This is a genomic window from Bradyrhizobium sp. CIR48, assembly GCF_014198315.1.
In the GTDB taxonomy this organism is placed as follows: Bacteria; Pseudomonadota; Alphaproteobacteria; order Rhizobiales; family Xanthobacteraceae; genus Bradyrhizobium.
The window spans coordinates 135,954-151,990 of record NZ_JACIHG010000014.1; the positions used below are offsets into that span (position 1 = coordinate 135,954).

General features: G+C 64.6%; 16 protein-coding genes. 9 read left to right on the forward strand and 7 right to left on the reverse strand.

The genetic code is table 11. The features are described 5' to 3' along the window. The first annotated feature begins 9 nt into the window (after window positions 1-9). Entirely contained in the window at window positions 10-1,170 is a 1,161-nt protein-coding gene (locus GGD66_RS34905; RefSeq protein WP_018318946.1) for a TAXI family TRAP transporter solute-binding subunit, read from the forward strand. A gap of 154 nt (window positions 1,171-1,324) precedes the next feature. Here GGD66_RS34905 and GGD66_RS34910 read toward each other — a convergent pair whose 3' ends face one another. Both GGD66_RS34910 and GGD66_RS34915 read right to left on the reverse strand, forming a co-directional pair. Then, the gene (locus GGD66_RS34910; RefSeq protein WP_092261474.1) at window positions 1,325-1,720 is read right to left on the reverse strand and encodes a YkvA family protein; all 396 of its coding nucleotides are present in this window, start codon (window positions 1,718-1,720) and stop codon (window positions 1,325-1,327) included. A 100-nt stretch (window positions 1,721-1,820) separates the two neighbouring features. Continuing rightward, window positions 1,821-2,117 (reverse strand): 4a-hydroxytetrahydrobiopterin dehydratase, encoded by a 297-nt coding sequence (locus GGD66_RS34915; RefSeq protein ID WP_283814509.1) that lies wholly within the window; start codon window positions 2,115-2,117, stop codon window positions 1,821-1,823. 148 nt (window positions 2,118-2,265) lie between these two features. Between GGD66_RS34915 and GGD66_RS34920 the strand changes: the two genes are divergently transcribed. Both GGD66_RS34920 and GGD66_RS34925 read left to right on the forward strand, forming a co-directional pair. Further along, a complete protein-coding gene (locus tag GGD66_RS34920; RefSeq protein ID WP_183261199.1) occupies window positions 2,266-3,711 on the forward strand; it encodes a TAXI family TRAP transporter solute-binding subunit in 1,446 nt (481 codons plus the stop codon). Window positions 3,712-3,898: 187 nt separating this feature from the next. Further along, complete coding sequence (locus GGD66_RS34925; RefSeq protein WP_183261201.1) at window positions 3,899-5,440, forward strand: alkaline phosphatase; 1,542 nt, start codon at window positions 3,899-3,901, stop codon at window positions 5,438-5,440. Window positions 5,441-5,443: 3 nt separating this feature from the next. Here the strand turns inward: GGD66_RS34925 and GGD66_RS34930 are convergent, their stop codons facing one another. Beyond that, window positions 5,444-5,827: a response regulator gene (locus tag GGD66_RS34930; protein WP_092261477.1), complete on the reverse strand. Its 384-nt coding sequence runs from the start codon at window positions 5,825-5,827 to the stop codon at window positions 5,444-5,446. A gap of 178 nt (window positions 5,828-6,005) precedes the next feature. Here GGD66_RS34930 and GGD66_RS34935 point away from each other — a divergent pair, with 178 nt between their 5' ends. The 6 genes from GGD66_RS34935 to GGD66_RS34960 all read left to right on the forward strand — a co-directional run bounded on the left by GGD66_RS34935 (window position 6,006) and on the right by GGD66_RS34960 (window position 12,749). Next, the gene (locus tag GGD66_RS34935) at window positions 6,006-6,770 is read left to right on the forward strand and encodes a Crp/Fnr family transcriptional regulator (protein WP_183261203.1); all 765 of its coding nucleotides are present in this window, start codon (window positions 6,006-6,008) and stop codon (window positions 6,768-6,770) included. Between the two features lie 82 nt (window positions 6,771-6,852). Further along, window positions 6,853-7,569 carry a prolipoprotein diacylglyceryl transferase gene (locus GGD66_RS34940; protein ID WP_183261205.1) on the forward strand — a complete coding sequence of 239 codons (717 nt, stop codon included), beginning with the start codon at window positions 6,853-6,855 and terminating at the stop codon, window positions 7,567-7,569. Further along, the gene (locus GGD66_RS34945) at window positions 7,566-9,011 is read left to right on the forward strand and encodes a radical SAM protein (RefSeq protein ID WP_183261206.1); all 1,446 of its coding nucleotides are present in this window, start codon (window positions 7,566-7,568) and stop codon (window positions 9,009-9,011) included. Before GGD66_RS34940 ends, GGD66_RS34945 begins: the two co-directional genes overlap by 4 nt. Then, window positions 9,008-9,289: a hypothetical protein gene (locus GGD66_RS34950; RefSeq protein WP_018318955.1), complete on the forward strand. Its 282-nt coding sequence runs from the start codon at window positions 9,008-9,010 to the stop codon at window positions 9,287-9,289. Before GGD66_RS34945 ends, GGD66_RS34950 begins: the two co-directional genes overlap by 4 nt. Window positions 9,290-9,526: 237 nt before the next feature. Next, a complete protein-coding gene (typA, locus tag GGD66_RS34955; RefSeq protein ID WP_018318956.1) occupies window positions 9,527-11,353 on the forward strand; it encodes a translational GTPase TypA in 1,827 nt (608 codons plus the stop codon). Window positions 11,354-11,501: 148 nt separating this feature from the next. Then, complete coding sequence (locus GGD66_RS34960) at window positions 11,502-12,749, forward strand: NAD(P)/FAD-dependent oxidoreductase (protein ID WP_183261208.1); 1,248 nt, start codon at window positions 11,502-11,504, stop codon at window positions 12,747-12,749. 175 nt (window positions 12,750-12,924) lie between these two features. Here GGD66_RS34960 and GGD66_RS34965 read toward each other — a convergent pair whose 3' ends face one another. Genes GGD66_RS34965 through GGD66_RS34980 form a run of 4 tightly spaced genes read right to left on the reverse strand, consistent with a single transcriptional unit; the run spans window position 12,925 to window position 16,023 of the window. After that, a complete protein-coding gene (locus GGD66_RS34965) occupies window positions 12,925-13,332 on the reverse strand; it encodes a thiol-disulfide oxidoreductase DCC family protein (RefSeq protein ID WP_183261209.1) in 408 nt (135 codons plus the stop codon). After that, window positions 13,332-14,651, reverse strand: a complete 1,320-nt coding sequence (locus tag GGD66_RS34970; protein WP_183261211.1) for an SDR family oxidoreductase — start codon at window positions 14,649-14,651, stop codon at window positions 13,332-13,334. Before GGD66_RS34970 ends, GGD66_RS34965 begins: the two co-directional genes overlap by 1 nt. An 8-nt stretch (window positions 14,652-14,659) precedes the next feature. Further along, complete coding sequence (locus tag GGD66_RS34975; protein WP_018318960.1) at window positions 14,660-15,127, reverse strand: DUF2269 domain-containing protein; 468 nt, start codon at window positions 15,125-15,127, stop codon at window positions 14,660-14,662. After that, a complete protein-coding gene (locus tag GGD66_RS34980; protein WP_183261213.1) occupies window positions 15,124-16,023 on the reverse strand; it encodes a dienelactone hydrolase family protein in 900 nt (299 codons plus the stop codon). The genes GGD66_RS34975 and GGD66_RS34980 overlap by 4 nt, the downstream gene beginning before the upstream one ends. Window positions 16,024-16,037: the final 14 nt, after the last annotated feature.

Consider the following 16,037-nt stretch of genomic DNA (forward strand, 5'->3'; position numbering starts at 1 on the left):
GGGGACATCATGCGTAACGCTTTTGGAATGGCACTTGCCGCCATCATGACGATCTATGCCTCCACCGCCGGCGCCGAGCAGACCGAATACGATCCGGCCAAGGTCTCGGACGGCCTGAAGGCCATCTTCCAGTTCGGCTCGACCTCGACCAAGCAGGCGCTGAACGCCAACACCGTCACGCTGATCACCGGCACGATCGGCGGCACCTACGTGCAGTTCGGCGCCGACCTCGCCTCGGTGCTCGACGACGGCAACAAGATCCGCGTGCTGCCGATCGTCGGCCGTGGCTCGGTGCAGAGCGTCGCCGACATCCTATTCCTGCAAGGGGTCGATCTCGGCATCGTGCGGGCCGACACGCTCGACTATCTCGAGCGCAAGGGTTTTGCCAAGGACATCAAGAAGCAATTCACCTATGTGACGAAGCTCTACAACGAAGAGATGCAGGTGATCGCGCCGAAATCGGTTGCGACGCTGAAGGATCTCGAAGGCAAGACGGTCAGCGTCGACCTGCCCAATGGCGGCACCTTCGTCACCGCGCTCACCGTATTCGAGCGGCTCGGCATCAAGGCGAAATTCGTCTATGTCGAGCAGCGCATCGCAATGGAAAAGCTGAAGGCCGGTGAGATCGACGCCGTCATCGTGGTCGGCGGCAAGCCGTACAAATCAGTCTCGACCTTCGGCAATGACGGCCGCTTCCATCTTGCCAAGGTCGACTATGCAAAGCCGCTCCAGAGCGACTATCTGCCGGCGACGCTGACGACCAAGGACTATCCGAATCTGATCAAGGAGGGCGAGAGCGTGGACACCATCGCGGTGCCCGCGGTGCTCGCGGCCTATAGTTGGGCGCCAAACACCGAACGCTATCGCAAGCTCGCGCTGTTCGTGGACGCGTTCTTCACGAAATTCCCGGCGCTCCAGAACCCGCCCTTCCATCCCAAGTGGAAGGAGGTCTCGCTCGCGGCGCCCCTGTCGGGTTGGAACAGATTGCCGGTGGCGCAGCAATGGCTCGACAAGCACGGCGTCGAGCCGGTGACACGGCAACGATTCGAGGCGTTCCTGAAGCAGAGCCCCACGGCCGCAAAGGTCTCCGACGCGGACAGGGAAACGCTGTTCAAGCAATTCCAGGCATGGGACGCGGAGAAGGCGCGGGTGGAGGCGGGCAAGAAATAGCGAGCGCGTTTCGTCGCCACACACTCCGTGTCATCGCCCGGCTTGACCAATGGCCAACCTGTCAGTGATGTGTCCGAACAGGTGTCAGCCATGTCCCCGGACTACACATCAAGCCGGGGCATGACAGCGGAATGTGTGGTTGAATCCGCGTTGACTACGCCGCCTCCACGTCCGCATCGCCCTCCTCACCCACCCCCCGCTTCAGCACAGCACGGGCGGCTTCGCGGTGCTCATTGGTGATGTGGCCGGAAACCATGCGGATGGCGGTGGCGAGCACGGCGGCATCGTCGGCGAAGCCGAGGACCGGCATCACGTCGGCGACGAAATCGAACGGCAGGATGAAATAGGCGATCGCACCCAACAGCGCGGCCTGGACGTGGCGCGGGGTCTGCCGGTCGAACGCGCAGTAATAAGCAGCAAGCAGGTCTTCCGCGAACGGCAGCTGCGCGGCGACACGCTTCAACTTGCGCCAGAAGCGCCGGCGTACGCTCTCACGGTCTTCCGCGAGCCGATCGGCCGGCTCGAAACCGACGCTGTGTTCGGCAGCCATGTTCGACAAACTCCCCGTTCAGCCCCGGGCGGCGGATCGCCGATCCCGGCTGATCACAAGATGGGGATGTGGCCGATCCCTGCAAGACGTCGGCCCGGTCTCAGCCTGCGATCGCATTCATCGTCTTGGCCAGCGCGACGTCGAGCGCGGTGACGCCGCCGGCGTCGTGGGTCGACAGCACCACCTCCACCGTCTTGTAGACGTTGCGCCATTCGGGGTGGTGATCCATCTTCTCGGCGGCCAGCGCAGCGCGGGTCATGAAGCCGAACGCCTCGTTGAAATCCTTGAAGATAAAGGTTTTGCCGATGGCATCCCGGCCCTGAACCTCGCTCCAACCGGGTAGTCCGCCCAGCGCCTGCCTGCGCGCCTCCGCCGAAAGCCGATCTGCCATGGTCATGTCTCCGTCCTTCAGGGGAACTTTACCCTAACACCCTGCTGGCGCCCGGGTTCATACGGGGATTTCCGCCATCCGCTAACCATGACGGAGATGTAACCCCGCCGCACAAGAAATTTGCTACAATTGCGGGCGTAAATCGCCGGCCAAGATGAAACTGAGCCTGAAGCGCCTGTTTGGGAGATCGATGACCGGGGGATTGGACCTGGCCGAAACGCCCTCTCCGCCTTCGCCGCGATCCGCGGCGCGGAAGACCGCGCTCGTGTCTCTTGCGCTCGTGCTTGCGATCATCGGCGCGCTCGTCGGCGGCTACTACTTCGCCATGCGGCCGGTGACGTTGAAGATCGCGGTCGGTCCCGCCAACAGCGACGACGTCAAGGTCGTGCAGGCGCTGACGCAGGCCTTCACGCAGAGCAAGGGCCAGGTGCGGCTGCGGCCGATCCAGACCGACGGCGCCACCGCCAGTGCCAATGCGCTTGCGGAAGGCAAGGTCGATCTCGCCATCGTGCGCGGCGACCTCGACGTGCCCAAGAACGCGCAAGCGGTCGCGACCCTGCGCAAGAACGTCGTGGTGCTGTGGTCCGTGCCTAGCAAAGGCAAGAAGCGGGGCGCGAAGATCACCAAGATCTCGCAACTCACCGGCCATCGCGTCGGCGTCGTCGGCCGCACCCAGGCCAACGTCAATCTGCTCAAGGTGATCCTCCAGCAATACAACGTCGATCCCGCCAAGGTCGAGATCGTGCAATTCCCGGCCAACGAGGTCGCCGAAGCGATCAAGGCCCAGAAGGCCGACGTCTATCTCGCAGCCGGCCCGGTCAACAGCAAGATCACGGCAGACGCGATCGCCGCCTCCACCAAGGATTTCGGTGCGCCCAGCTTCCTCGCGATCGAGTCCGCGGATGCGATCGCGCAGAACCATCCGGTCTACGAAGCGTCCGAGATTCCCGCCGGCACCTATGGCGGCTCGCCCGCCCGCCCGGATGACGAGGTCAAGACCATCAGCTTCTCGCACCACGTCGTGGCGCGCAAAGGCGTGTCCGAAACCACCATCGCGGCGTTCACGCGCCAGCTCTTCGCCGTGCGCCAGCAGCTGGTGACGGAATTCCCGCTGGCGGCGAAGATCGAGACACCCGACACCGACAAGGACGCGGTGATCCCCGTGCATCCGGGCGCTGCCGCCTTCGTCGACGGCGAGGAAAAGACCTTCCTCGACAAATACAGCGATTACATCTGGTGGAGCCTGATGGCGTTGTCCGCCATGGGCTCGATCGGCGCCTGGTTCGCGGGCTATCTGAAGAAGGACGAGCGCGACAACAACAACCATCAGCGCGAACGGCTGCTCGACATGATCGCCGCCGCACGCAAATGCGAGACGACCGAAGAGCTCGACCAGATGCAGACCGAGGCCGACGAGATCCTGCGCGACACGCTGCGCTGCTTCGATCACGGCGCGATCGAGGAAGCCGCGCTCACCGCCTTCAACATCGCACTCGACCAGTTCCACGCCGCCGTCGCCGACCGCAAGGCGGTGCTGTTCAGCCTGCCACAGAACCTGCAGCGGGCCGGCGCCCAGTTCAGGGCCGCCGGCAACGCGTGAACGCTTGCGCGCGTTATCGCTGCGTCACATTGTCTCAATATAGGTTCACCGTCATTCCGGGGCGCGCAACGCGCGAATCCAGAATCCATCGAGCCGCATTCGCGAGGAGAAATGGATCCCGGGCTCGCGCCTGGCGGCGCGCCGGAATGACGGGCTTTCGTGCGAGCTCGGGTTCGGAGCATTCTTCATGAACATCAAATTCTCCCGCCGCCGCTTCCTCGCCACCGGCGCCGGAGCGCTCGGCGCGATCGCGATGCCCTATCTCTCGCGCGCGGCCGATCGGCCGATGGTCACTCATGGCGTCCAGTCGGGCGACGTCACTATCGACGGCGGCGTGGTGTGGGCGCGCACCGATCGGCCCGCGCAGATGCTGGTCGAGGTGGCGACGACGGAGTCATTCAGGGATGCCCGCGCGCTGCCGCCGATCGCAGCGCTCCCCGAGAGCGACTTTACCGCGAAGATGCTGATCGAGAATCTGCCGGCTAGCCAGGACATCTTTTACCGCGTCCGCTTCCGCGATCTCTCCCACAGCGCCATCGAGGGCGAGCTGGTGGTCGGCCGCTTCCGCACCGCGCCGGCCGACCGCCGCGACGTCAGCTTCGTCTGGGGCGGAGACGTCGCCGGCCAGGGCTGGGGTATCAATCCCGATGACGGCGGCATGTTCACCTTCTCGGCGATGCGCAAGCACCGTCCGGATTTCTTCCTGCATTCGGGCGACACCATCTATGCCGACGGCCCGATTGTATCCGAGGTGAAGCTCGCCGACGGCAAGATCTGGAAGAATGTCACCATCCCCGAGAAGGCCAAGGTCGCCGAGACGCTGGACGAGTACCGCGCCGCGCACAAATACAATTTCACCGACGACAACCTCCGCGCCTTCAATGCCGAGGTGCCGATCTTCGTGCAATGGGACGACCACGAGGTGACCAACAACTGGTCGCTCTCGAAGGAATTACCGGCCGCCTACAAGGAGCGCGACATCGCCCTGCTCGCCGCCCGCGCGGGCCGCGCCTTCCACGAGATGTATCCGATGCGCGAGAGCATCGTTGAGCCGGGCCGGGTCTATCGCCAGATCTCCTACGGCCCGCATCTCGACGTGTTCGTGCTCGACGAGCGCAGCTATCGCGGTCCGAACGGCGCCAATCTCGAAACCGCTTACGGCCCCGCCAGCTACTTCCTCGGCCCGGACCAGATCGCCTGGCTCAAGCGCGGCCTGCTCAATTCACGCGCGACCTGGAAGGTGATCGCTTCCGACATGCCGCTCAGCCTCGTCGTCGCGGACACGCCGAAGGGCGGCTCGGAAGCAATCGCGCAGGGTGACGGCCCGGTCCGCGGCCGCGAGTTCGAGATCGCCGACATCCTGCGTTTCATCAAGATGGCGCCGATCAGCAACACGGTGTGGCTGACGGCGGACGTGCACTACGCCGCCGCGCATTATTACGATCCGAACAAGGCGCAATTCCAGGAGTTCGAGCCGTTCTGGGAATTCGTCTCGGGCCCGCTGCATGCCGGCACGTTCGGTCCGAACGCGCTCGACAACACCTTTGGACCCGAGGTGCGCTTCGTCAAGGCGCCGGGCAAGGACAGCCAGAACCTGCCGCCCTCCGCCGGCATGCAGTTCTTCGGTCACGTCAAGATCGACGGCGCCTCGGGCCAGATGACGGTGACCTTGCGCGACCGCACCGACGTCGCGCTGTGGTCGACCACGCTCGATCCGAAGCAGGCCTGATCGCTAGTCGAGGGCGCGCACCTTCAGCGCCGCCTCCAGCGCGTCGCTCGAGCACGGCTTCTGCAACCGCGGCTGGCTGGAGAATTCAGGCGGAATGCGCGCCTCGGCGCCATAGCCGGTGACGAAGACGAACGGGATCTTCAGCGCAGCCAGCCGCTCCGCGACCGCAAAGCTCGTCTCGCGGATCAACTCGACATCGAGCAGCGCGAAATCGGGCGCGCGGTTGGCGATGGCGCCGAGCGCCTGCGTCACCGACCCGACGGTCCGCACGCCCGGCACTCCAAACCCGAGCAGACGGTCCTCGAAATCGATGGCGATGATCGGATCGTCTTCGACGATCAGAACGTCGGCCGGCCAGCTTGAGCCATTGGAAAGTGCGGGTGTCATGATCGCATCTTGTGTGTGGGGGTTCGGATCAGGACTGCCGCGACACGATGCCTGCGCACAGCGCATCGGAGGGTTCCCGGAACGAAACCCACCACATTGCCGTTCTCTAGTCTGTCCACTTGTGCACACAGGGAATGCAAGGAACTCGTTAAGGTGGGGAGGAGGATGGGAGTTCACGATGGATGCGCGTATCAGCAAGATGACCGACGTCGAGAGCCGTCCGGCCAACAATTTGTTGCGGCGCTTGAGCCAGGCAGACTACGCGCTGCTCGCACCGCATGTGACCGTCGAAAATTCCGCAGCCAGCCAGCTGCTCTACAGCCCCGGTGACGACGTCCAGGTCGTCCACTTCCCCTGCGGACCGGCGCTCGCGACCTTTCTAGTCCCCAACGAGGATGGCCGAGACGTCGAGACCATCCTGGTCGGCCGCGAAGGCGCGGTGGGCGGCATCGTCAGCGAGGGATTCCTGCCGGCCTATACCCGGATCTGCGTGAAATTCGGCGGCCCGTTTGCGCGCGTTCATGTCGCCAAGCTGGAAGCGGCCAAGCTGCGCTCGGCGTCGCTGCGCAACATCTTTGCCCGCTATGCCGATTGCATGCTGGCGCAGATCTTCCAGTCGACCGCGTGCAATGCGATCCATTCGATCGAACAGCGGACCGCCAAATGGATCCTGGCGGCGATGGAGCGCACCGGCGACGAGGACAGCGTGCCGCTGACCCACGAACAGCTTGCGACGCTGCTCGGCGTTGGCCGCTCCTATGCCAGCCGTGTGCTTCAGTCGTTCAAGGCGGAACGGATTCTCGACACCAGGCGCGGATCGATCCTGGTTCGCAACCGCGACGGCCTGAGGCTTCGCGCCTGCCTGTGCAACGACGCGGTGAAGATGCATTTCGAGGAGGTGCTGCGCGGCGTCTATCCGACCGAGGAGCGAGAGGCCGGCTAGCGATCCGCCTCGCTTGCCCGGCGTGGAGAACGAGCAGGCGCACTATCCCGCTCGGCCGGAACCTGGGCTAATATCCCCCGGCATGAGCGGGGCTTTCCTACACACCATCTTCGACGTCTTGGCATGGCTGGCGGCGGCGGCGGCCGTCTATTGGCTGTCGCGACAGCGCCTGCAGTTTCCGGCGCACTCCTTCCAGCTGCCCTATGTCGCCGCGCTGGTGTTCGGCGCGGGCCTCGGCGCCTATCTGTTCGGCTCCGTCAATCTATGGCTGTCGGGGCAAAGCGGCATTGCGCGCTCGGTGGAGGGCGCGCTGGCCGGCGGCATCGTGGCGATCGAGCTCTACAAATGGTCGGCGGGCATCGCCTTGCGCACGGGCGCGCGGTTTGCGCTGCCGCTGGCGCTCGGCATCGCGATCGGCCGGCTCGGCTGCTACTTCGCGGGCCTCGACGATTTCACCTACGGCACGCCGACGGCGCTGCCATGGGCCCATGATTTCGGCGACAACATTCTGCGCCATCCCGTGCAGCTCTATGAGAGCGCGGCCATGGCCGTATTCGCGCTGCTCTATGTGCTGGCGGTCGTGAACCGGAACGCCTTTGTGATCACCAATGGTTTCTACCTGGTTCTCGTCTATTATGGAGCGCAACGCTTCCTGTGGGAATTCCTCAAGCCCTACGGCACGCTGATCGACCCCTTCACCCTGTTTCATCTGCTGTCGCTGTCCATTTTGCTCTACGCCGGCGTCATGCTGGCGACGGCGCCCAAAGCGAGACGCTTACAAAACGAGATACTTGCATGAACGCGCCGTTGCGTAAGTCGCGGCCCTATATTTTCTGGGGCCAGACCCAATCTCTTTGCGAGACCTGCCTGAAGCTGGTGCCGACCAAGATCCAGATCCTGGACAACGAGGTCTGGTACGAAAAGCGCTGCAGGGAGCACGGCGTCCAGTCGACGCTGGTGTCGACGGATGCCGCCTATTGGAGCCTGTGCAAGGATTTCATCAAGCCCGGCGACCGGCCGCTGCAATTCCAGCAGCGCACCGAATTCGGCTGCCCCTATGATTGCGGTCTCTGTTCCGACCACGAGCAGCATTCCTGCCTGGCGCTGATCGAGATCACCGAGCACTGCAACCTCACCTGCCCGGTCTGCTTCGCCGAATCCTCGCCCGCACGAACGAAATTCACGCCGCTCGCGACAGTCGAGAAGATGCTGGACGCGCTGGTCGCAAGCGAGGGCGAGCCCGACCTCGTGCAGATTTCCGGCGGCGAGCCGACGCTGCATCCTGATTTCTTCGAGATCCTGGATGCCGTGCGCGCCCGTCCGATCCGCCACGTCATGATCAACACCAACGGCCTGCGCATCGCCCGCGAAAAGGATTTCGTGGCGCGGCTCGCCGAAAACAGGCGCGGGCTGGAGGTCTATCTCCAGTTCGATTCACTGCAGCGCGATGCGCTGATCGACCTGCGCGGCGCGGATTTGCGAAAAATCCGCCAGCAGGCGCTGGAAAATCTCGAGCATTTTGGCGTGTCGACCACACTGGTTGCGACCATCAAGCGCGGCGTCAACGATTCCGAAATCGGCGACATCGTTCGCCACGCGCTGACGTGGAGATGCGTGCGCGGCGTCACGCTGCAGCCGGTGCAGGACGCCGGCCGCAACGAGAATTTCGACGAGAAAACCGACCGCATCATGCTGTCGGAGATCCGCAAGCGCGTGACCGAGACCGGCGTGTTCGGCGACAAGGACATGATCCCGCTGCCCTGCAATCCCGAAAGCATCTCGATCGGCTATGGCCTGCGCAATGGCGAGAAGGTGCTGCCGCTGACCTCGCTGATTCCGCAGGAGCAGCTGGTTGCGGTGATGCCCAACACGATCAGCCCTGAGAAATATCCAGTGCTGCGGGAAAAATTCGTCGATCTGTTCTCGCTGTCGTCGGGCCCGCTCAACACGTCCGAGCGCGTCTGCGAGCTGTTGTGCTGCCTGCCGAGCTTTCAGGTCCCGGAGGGACTCTCTTACGAGAACGTGTTCCGCGTCACCATCGTGCAGTTTCTCGATCGCTTCAATTTCTGCGTCGGCAACGTCAAGCGCAGCTGCATCCATTTCGTGACGGAGCAGGGCGCGATCATTCCGTTCGACACCTACAATCTGTTCTACCGCAACGGCAAGATCGACGGCATCCGCGCGGCGCTCGAAGGGCAGACTTATCGCGCGGCAAGGCAAAGCGAGGAGGCATCACAATGAGCGATACGCCACCGCCGGTTCTGCCGCCCGTCCCGACACCCGGCGAGGCACGCAGCGGCTGCCTGACCGCGCTGATGGCGATCGCCGGCATCTTCATGCTGCTGCCGGGGCTCTGCGCGCTCCTGTTCGGCGGAATGTCCGTGGTCGAGGGTGGCCAGATCCCCGCCGACATCGCGTCGCTGGTCTTTTTGGGACTGGTCATCGGCATCGGAGGCGTCGTCTTGATCTGGGCGGCCATCATGGGGCGAAAGGCCCCGCCGACCCGGAACGGAAGCTAACCCCCGGAGATTCCCGGGCAAAATTCAGTCAACCAAGGCCCAAAGAACGCATTGTTTTTTGGCGGTTTTTGCATATATTGCGCCGCAACGCGTAGGCTGCCCGGTCGATATGGCCGGGCTTCCTTTTTGGGCGGAAAGCGCCCCGTTTCCAGTCTTCCAGCGTTGTTTCGAGAAGAGGTCCCGGTCCGACCGGCGAGATCGCGCTTAACCCATTGTTCGAACCAAAGAAGCTCACTCATGAACCTCCGTAACGTCGCCATCATCGCTCACGTCGACCACGGCAAGACGACCCTGGTCGACAAACTCCTCCAGCAGTCCGGCACGTTCCGCGAGAACCAGAAGGTGACCGATCGCGCCATGGACTCCAACGATCTGGAGCGCGAGCGCGGCATCACCATCCTGGCCAAGGCGGCCTCGGTGCAGTGGAAAGACACCCGCATCAACATCGTCGACACCCCCGGCCACGCCGATTTCGGCGGTGAGGTCGAGCGAATCCTGAACATGGTGGACGGCGCCCTGGTGCTGGTGGACGCTGCCGAAGGCCCGCTGCCGCAGACCAAGTTCGTGGTCTCCAAGGCGCTCAAGGTCGGCCTGAAGCCGATCGTCGTCATCAACAAGGTCGACCGCCCCGACGCGCGCCCGACCGAAGTCATCAACGAGGTGTTCGACCTGTTCGCGGCGCTCGATGCCAGCGAGGAGCAGCTCGACTTCCCGATCCTCTACGGGTCGGCCAAACAGGGCTGGATGGCTGACAGCCCGGAGGGTCCGAAGGACAAGGGCATGGAGCCGCTGTTCGACCTGATCCTGCGCCACGTCGCGCCGCCGAAGGTCGAGGAAGGTCCGTTCAGGATGATCGGCACCATCCTGGAAGCCAACCCCTATCTCGGCCGCATCATCACCGGCCGCATCTCCTCCGGAGTGCTCAAGCCGAACCAGCAGGTCAAGGTGCTCAACGCCGAGGGCAAGCTGGTCGAATCCGGGCGCATCACCAAGATCCTGGCGTTCCGCGGTCTCGAGCGCACCCCGCTCGATGAAGCCGAAGCCGGCGACATCGTCGCCATTGCCGGCCTGACCAAGGGCACCGTCGCCGACACCTTCTGCGATCCGACCGTCGAAGTGCCGCTGCCGGCGCAGCCGATCGATCCGCCGACCGTGTCGATGTCGTTCATCGTCAACAACTCCCCGCTCGCCGGCACCGAAGGCGACAAGGTGACGAGCCGCATGATCCGCGACCGTCTGTTGCGCGAAGCCGAAGGCAACGTCGCGCTGCGCGTCGTCGAAGCCTCCGACAAGGACGCGATGGAAGTCTCGGGCCGCGGCGAATTGCAGCTCGCGATCCTGATCGAGACCATGCGCCGCGAGGGTTTTGAGCTCTCGGTGTCGCGCCCGCGCGTCGTGTTCCAGAAGGACGAAGCCACCGGCGCCACCATGGAGCCGATCGAGGAAGTCGTGATCGACGTCGACGAGGAGCACTCCGGCGTCGTCGTGCAGAAGATGAGCGAGCGCAAGTCCGAGCTGATCGAGATGAAGCCCTCGGGCGGCAACCGTCAGCGCCTGGTGTTCTACGCGCCGACCCGTGGCCTGATCGGCTACCAGGGCGAGCTGCTCACCGACACCCGCGGCACCGCGATCATGAACCGCCTGTTCCACGGCTACGCGCCGTACAAGGGCGAAATCCAGGGCCGCCGCAACGGCGTGCTGATCTCCAACGACCAGGGCGATGCGGTGGCCTACGCCATGTTCAAGCTGGAAGACCGCGGCCCGATGATGATCGAGCCGGGCTGGAAGGTCTACAAGGGCATGATCGTCGGCGAGCACACCCGCGACAACGATCTCGAGATCAACGTGCTCAAGGGCAAGCAGCTCACCAACATCCGCACGACCTCGAAGGACGAAGCCGTGCGCCTGACCCCGCCGATCCGCATGACGCTGGAAAAGGCGCTCGCCTATATCGAGGACGACGAGCTCGTCGAGGTCACGCCGAAGTCGATCCGCCTGCGCAAGAAGCACCTCGACCCCAACGAGCGCAAGCGCGCGGAGAAGGCCAAGGAAGCGGTGGCGTAAAGCCACCGCTCTCCGTAGTGCCGTAGGGTGGGCAAAGCGCAAGCGTGCCCACCAATGGACGATGGTGGGCACGGCGCAAGAGCGCCTTTGCCGACCCTACGAAACCGTCCGGCTTCAGCACACCCAGCGAACGTGCTAGAGCCCGCCCATGACCTCCCTCCCCTCCTCCGTGGACGTCGCGATCGTCGGCGCCGGTGCCGCCGGCCTCGGCGCTGCACACGCGCTGGCGGGCTCCGGTCTCTCCGCGATCGTACTGGAGGCACGGAACAGGCTCGGCGGCCGCGCCTGGACCGTACAGGCCTCACCTGACGTGACCTTCGACGTCGGCTGCGGCTGGCTGCACTCGGCGGACAAGAACTCCTTCGTTTCGATCGCGCAGCGGCTCGGTCTCGAGCTCAACAAGGATCTGCCGCCATGGCGCGAGCGCGCCTATGGCAACGCGTTTCCGCAAGGCGAGCGCGACGATTTCATGCGCGCGATGGACGCGTTCTATGAGCGCCTCTGGGAAGCCGCGCAGACGGGCAAGGACGAGCCTGCGAGCCGGAGCCTCGAGACGGGCAATCGCTGGAATCCCATGATCGACGCGATCTCGACCTATATCAACGGCTGCGAACTCAAGGACATGTCGACGCTGGACTGGGACGCCTATGAGGATTCTGGTCTCAACTGGCGCGTCCGTCGCGGCTATGGCGCGCTTGTTGCGGCCTATGGCGCGCCCTGCCCGGTGGCGTTGAACTGCAACGTTGCGCTGATCGATCATTCCGGCCCGCGGGTCCGCCTCGAGACGTCGCAGGGCACGCTGACCGGGGACAAGGTGATCGTCACCGTGCCGACCAATCTGATCGCCGATGAGACGATCCGCTTTTCGCCGCCGTTACGGTCCAAGGTCGACGCGGCAGCCGGCCTGCCGCTCGGCGTCGACGACAAGGTGACGCTCGCGCTCGAGGACGCCGAAGCCTTTCCCAAGGAAGCAAACCTGCGCGGTGCCACCATGCGCACCGCGATGGGCACCTACCATATCCGCCCGTTCGGCCAGCCCTGCATCGAAGGCTTCTTCGGCGGCAGCTTCGCCCGCGCGCTGGAAGATTCCGGCGACGGTGCCATCGCCGCCCATAGCATCGACGAGATCGCCGGCTTTCTCGGCAACGACATCCGCCGCAAGCTGAAGCCGCTCGCCGAGTCGCGCTGGGCGCATGATCCGTTTGCCCGCGGCTCATACTCGCACGCGCTGCCTGGCCATGCCGGCGACCGCGCCGTGCTGGCCGCGCCGGTCGATGGCCGGCTGTTCTTTGCCGGCGAGGCGACGTCGCCAACCTTCTTCACGACCGCGCATGGGGCGCGGGACAGCGGGGAACGGGCGGCGAAGGAAGTGCTGGCGGCAATCGGGAAGCGCTAACCTCCCCACCAATGTCGTCCCGGCGAACGCCGGGACCCATGCCGCGTAATCTTTCAGTCACGCGTGGTGCGCGTACCGCGGATTGACCCTAACTTCCAGTCTTCGCCAAACTCCGCTCTGTGGTGGATCCCGGCGTTCGCCGGGACGACACCAATCTTGTGGTGCCGCTGTCGCGTCACTCGATCACCCTCGCCCGCAGATCAGCATCGGGCACGAAACACGCGTCATACTTGCCGAAGATGCGATAGCGGTTGCGCGCGATGAGGCTGTACACGGGGTCCCGCAGCGGCTTCGGTACGGTGAACAGCACGCGCACCCAACCCCAGCCCGGGAGTCGCGACAGCACCGTCAACGCCGCATCCGACTTCATGTACACCTCACCTCCATGAACCACGGCATTGGTGTCGGGATCGTCGGGGTCGATGCCGAACGTCCGCGCGAGCCGGGCTCCATAATCCGACTGGATCGGCGTGAAGCGAAACCGCTTCGCCGTGTCGCGCTGCGCGACGAAGCGGACCCAGCGCGAGCAGAAGATGCAGACGCCGTCGAACAGGATCACGTCGTCATCGGGCCATTTGCTCATCAGCGGTTATCCAGCGTCAAGAGCGCCACCAACATCAGCACGATCGCCGGCCCCGTCTTCACCAGCGCGCCGAGCGGTTCGATCCAGAGATCGGGCGTCAGGACCGCCGCGCCGAACATATAGCCGAGCGAGGCGGTGATGCCAGCAGCGAGCCCGGCCGCCGCGGTGCGGCGAAAGGCAATCATCGCGCCAATGCTCATGTCCATCAGGCTGGTGCCGATGGTGATGGGATCGACCAGCGCGGCCGGGAAGTCGTGCGCCGTCAGGATGCCGGCGGCGGCACGGTAGGACACGAACAGCGCGATGAAGCCGGAGACGAGCCAGAACACGACGAGGCTGGCGAAGATCAGCGCCTTGACCAGGAATAGCCGCGCGAACCATTTGTCCTGGACGGTCGCGGGATGACGACCAATCATTTCGACCAGCGTCTTCGGTGCGATGCCCGTGGCGGCGATCCATGCCGAGGGATCACCTCGCACGCCGCGGCGCAGCTCGGCGATGGCCGTGGAGCGCATCGGCGGCATCCAGCCGAGATAATTGGCGAGATCGCCGATCCTGGCGCCAAGATCGAGCACGAAGGACGGCATCGCGACATGCGGCCAGGTGGCCGTGCCGAACGCAAGGCGGAACTGTTTGATGACGCCGGCCATGGTGACCGGCTCAGCCTGCATCAGATCCCAGCTCACGGCTTTGACAGCGGCATCGTCGATGTCGCGCACGGTGAGCCAGCCGATGGTGGCCGAGATATCCTCGACTGAAACGGGCTGGAACGGCGTCGCCATCTCCTTGTCGGGCAGATCGAGCGGGAAGGCAGCGAGCGCGCGGAGCATGGCGCTGCCGCCATAAGCGGATGGTGCAACCACGAAGCCGGGCCGCAGGACGGCGTGCGCAATGCCTGAGGCCGCGATCAGGCGCTCGGCCTCGCGCTTGGTCGTTGCGAACGCGGTGCGATCGGCTTCGGCCGCTCCGGGGATCGAGATGTGCACCAGCCGGATCGCGCGGCCGCTGTCGGTGATCGCCGCAAGCAGGCGCGCGACGAAATCGCGATGCACGGCACCTGTGTCGCTGCCGGGGCCGTCCTGGAGCACGCCGAGACAGTTAACGACGACATCCACGGCATGCTCGCGCAACAGCCGCGTCAGCACGGTCGCGTCGAGCGAGAGGATCGGCAGCTCGATGTCGAGCGCGCTCGTCTTCTGCGCCGGCGACAGGCTGCGCGCCACGCCAAGCGCGCGAAAGCCACGCGCGCGAAGATCGTCCGTAACGAAGCGGCCGATCAGGCCGGAGGCGCCGAGCACCAGGATGGTTCGCTGGTTCATCACGGCTCTCAAAACGGCTTTGCAACCATCAGCCAGAGGATCAGCATCGTCGCGCCGAAGCCGGGGAAGCCGAACGCGAACCAGCGGCGAAACAGGACGAAGTATCGTTGTGGCAATGCACGGTGCTGCTCCGCGGCCTTTCGCGCGAGATCGCGCATCTCGATCTGCATGAACACGACAGGAATCCAGAACAGGCCGGCGACAACATACAACACGAGCGAGGCGAGCAGCCAGCGCTCGGTGATCGGCATCGCCGAGAGCAACATCAGCAAGCCGCCCGTGACCGGCTGGAGGAGCACGGCCGACAGTGTGAAGATTGCGTCCGCAATGACGACGACCGAAGCGGTGCGCGCGATGAACTCCGCATCGTCGGTGCGATGCGCCATCAGCATGAAGAAGGCGATGCCGGTTCCGGTGCCGAGGATGACGATGGCGCCGAGCACATGGAGAAACTTGACCAGGAAATACAGCGTCATGGCTTCTTGGTCGCGGTTGGCCTGCCTTGGTTCAGCGCACCCACGAGCTCCCGGCTCGCGGCTTTGACGCCGGCCTCACTCTCGATCATCCAGTGCCCCTCGCTGCCGACGGCCGGCAACGTGCGGAAGTCGATCTTGCCGCCGCTGCCGCGAAACGCATCGGCCAGGCCCTTTGAAAACGCCGGCGCAAAATAGCTGTCATTGGTTGCAACGAGCCATGTGACAGGAATGCGCGCGCCCTTGCCGAACTCTGCAGCGGCGGCAAGAAGCGTGTGTGGCGCGCAGATCCGGTTCGGCTCATCATTGGCATGGCCGCCGCGCCCCGGCGCAAATACTGTGATCGCGGCGATCACCTTCGGATCGGCATTGGCGAGCGCCAGCGCACCCCAGCCGCCGGCGGAATGGCCGATCACGATGGCAGCGTCCTTGCGGATAAAATCCTGCTTTCGTAAGAACTCCAGCGCGAGCCGGATTTCCTCGGCCGTTACACGGCCCGAACGCGCATAGTCCGCCTCGTCGCAGCCGCCCTGGTCCTCGATATAGCGGCCGCCGGTCGCACCATGGCCGAGCCGCTCCGGCACTAGCACGGCAAAACCGCGCGCGACGAGATAGGCGGCGAGCGGACGATATTCCGGCTGCGGCATTTGCGCTCGACGCAATACGTTCTGCGTCGAGGCGTGTGCGATGACCACAAGCCGGAACGGACCTGCGCCGGCGGGGCGAAACAGCAGGGCACGCGCAGCGATGTCGGTATCCGGCGACGGCACCCGCCACGCTTGTCGGCGAAACGGTTCACCCTCCTCTCCCGATGGGCCAAACGTGACCTGAGCGCACAGAGGCGGCGCAGTCAGCAAGGCCAGCAGAGTCAGGAGCGCGAAGATGTTGAGAAGCCGCATGAATGGTCGAGGAC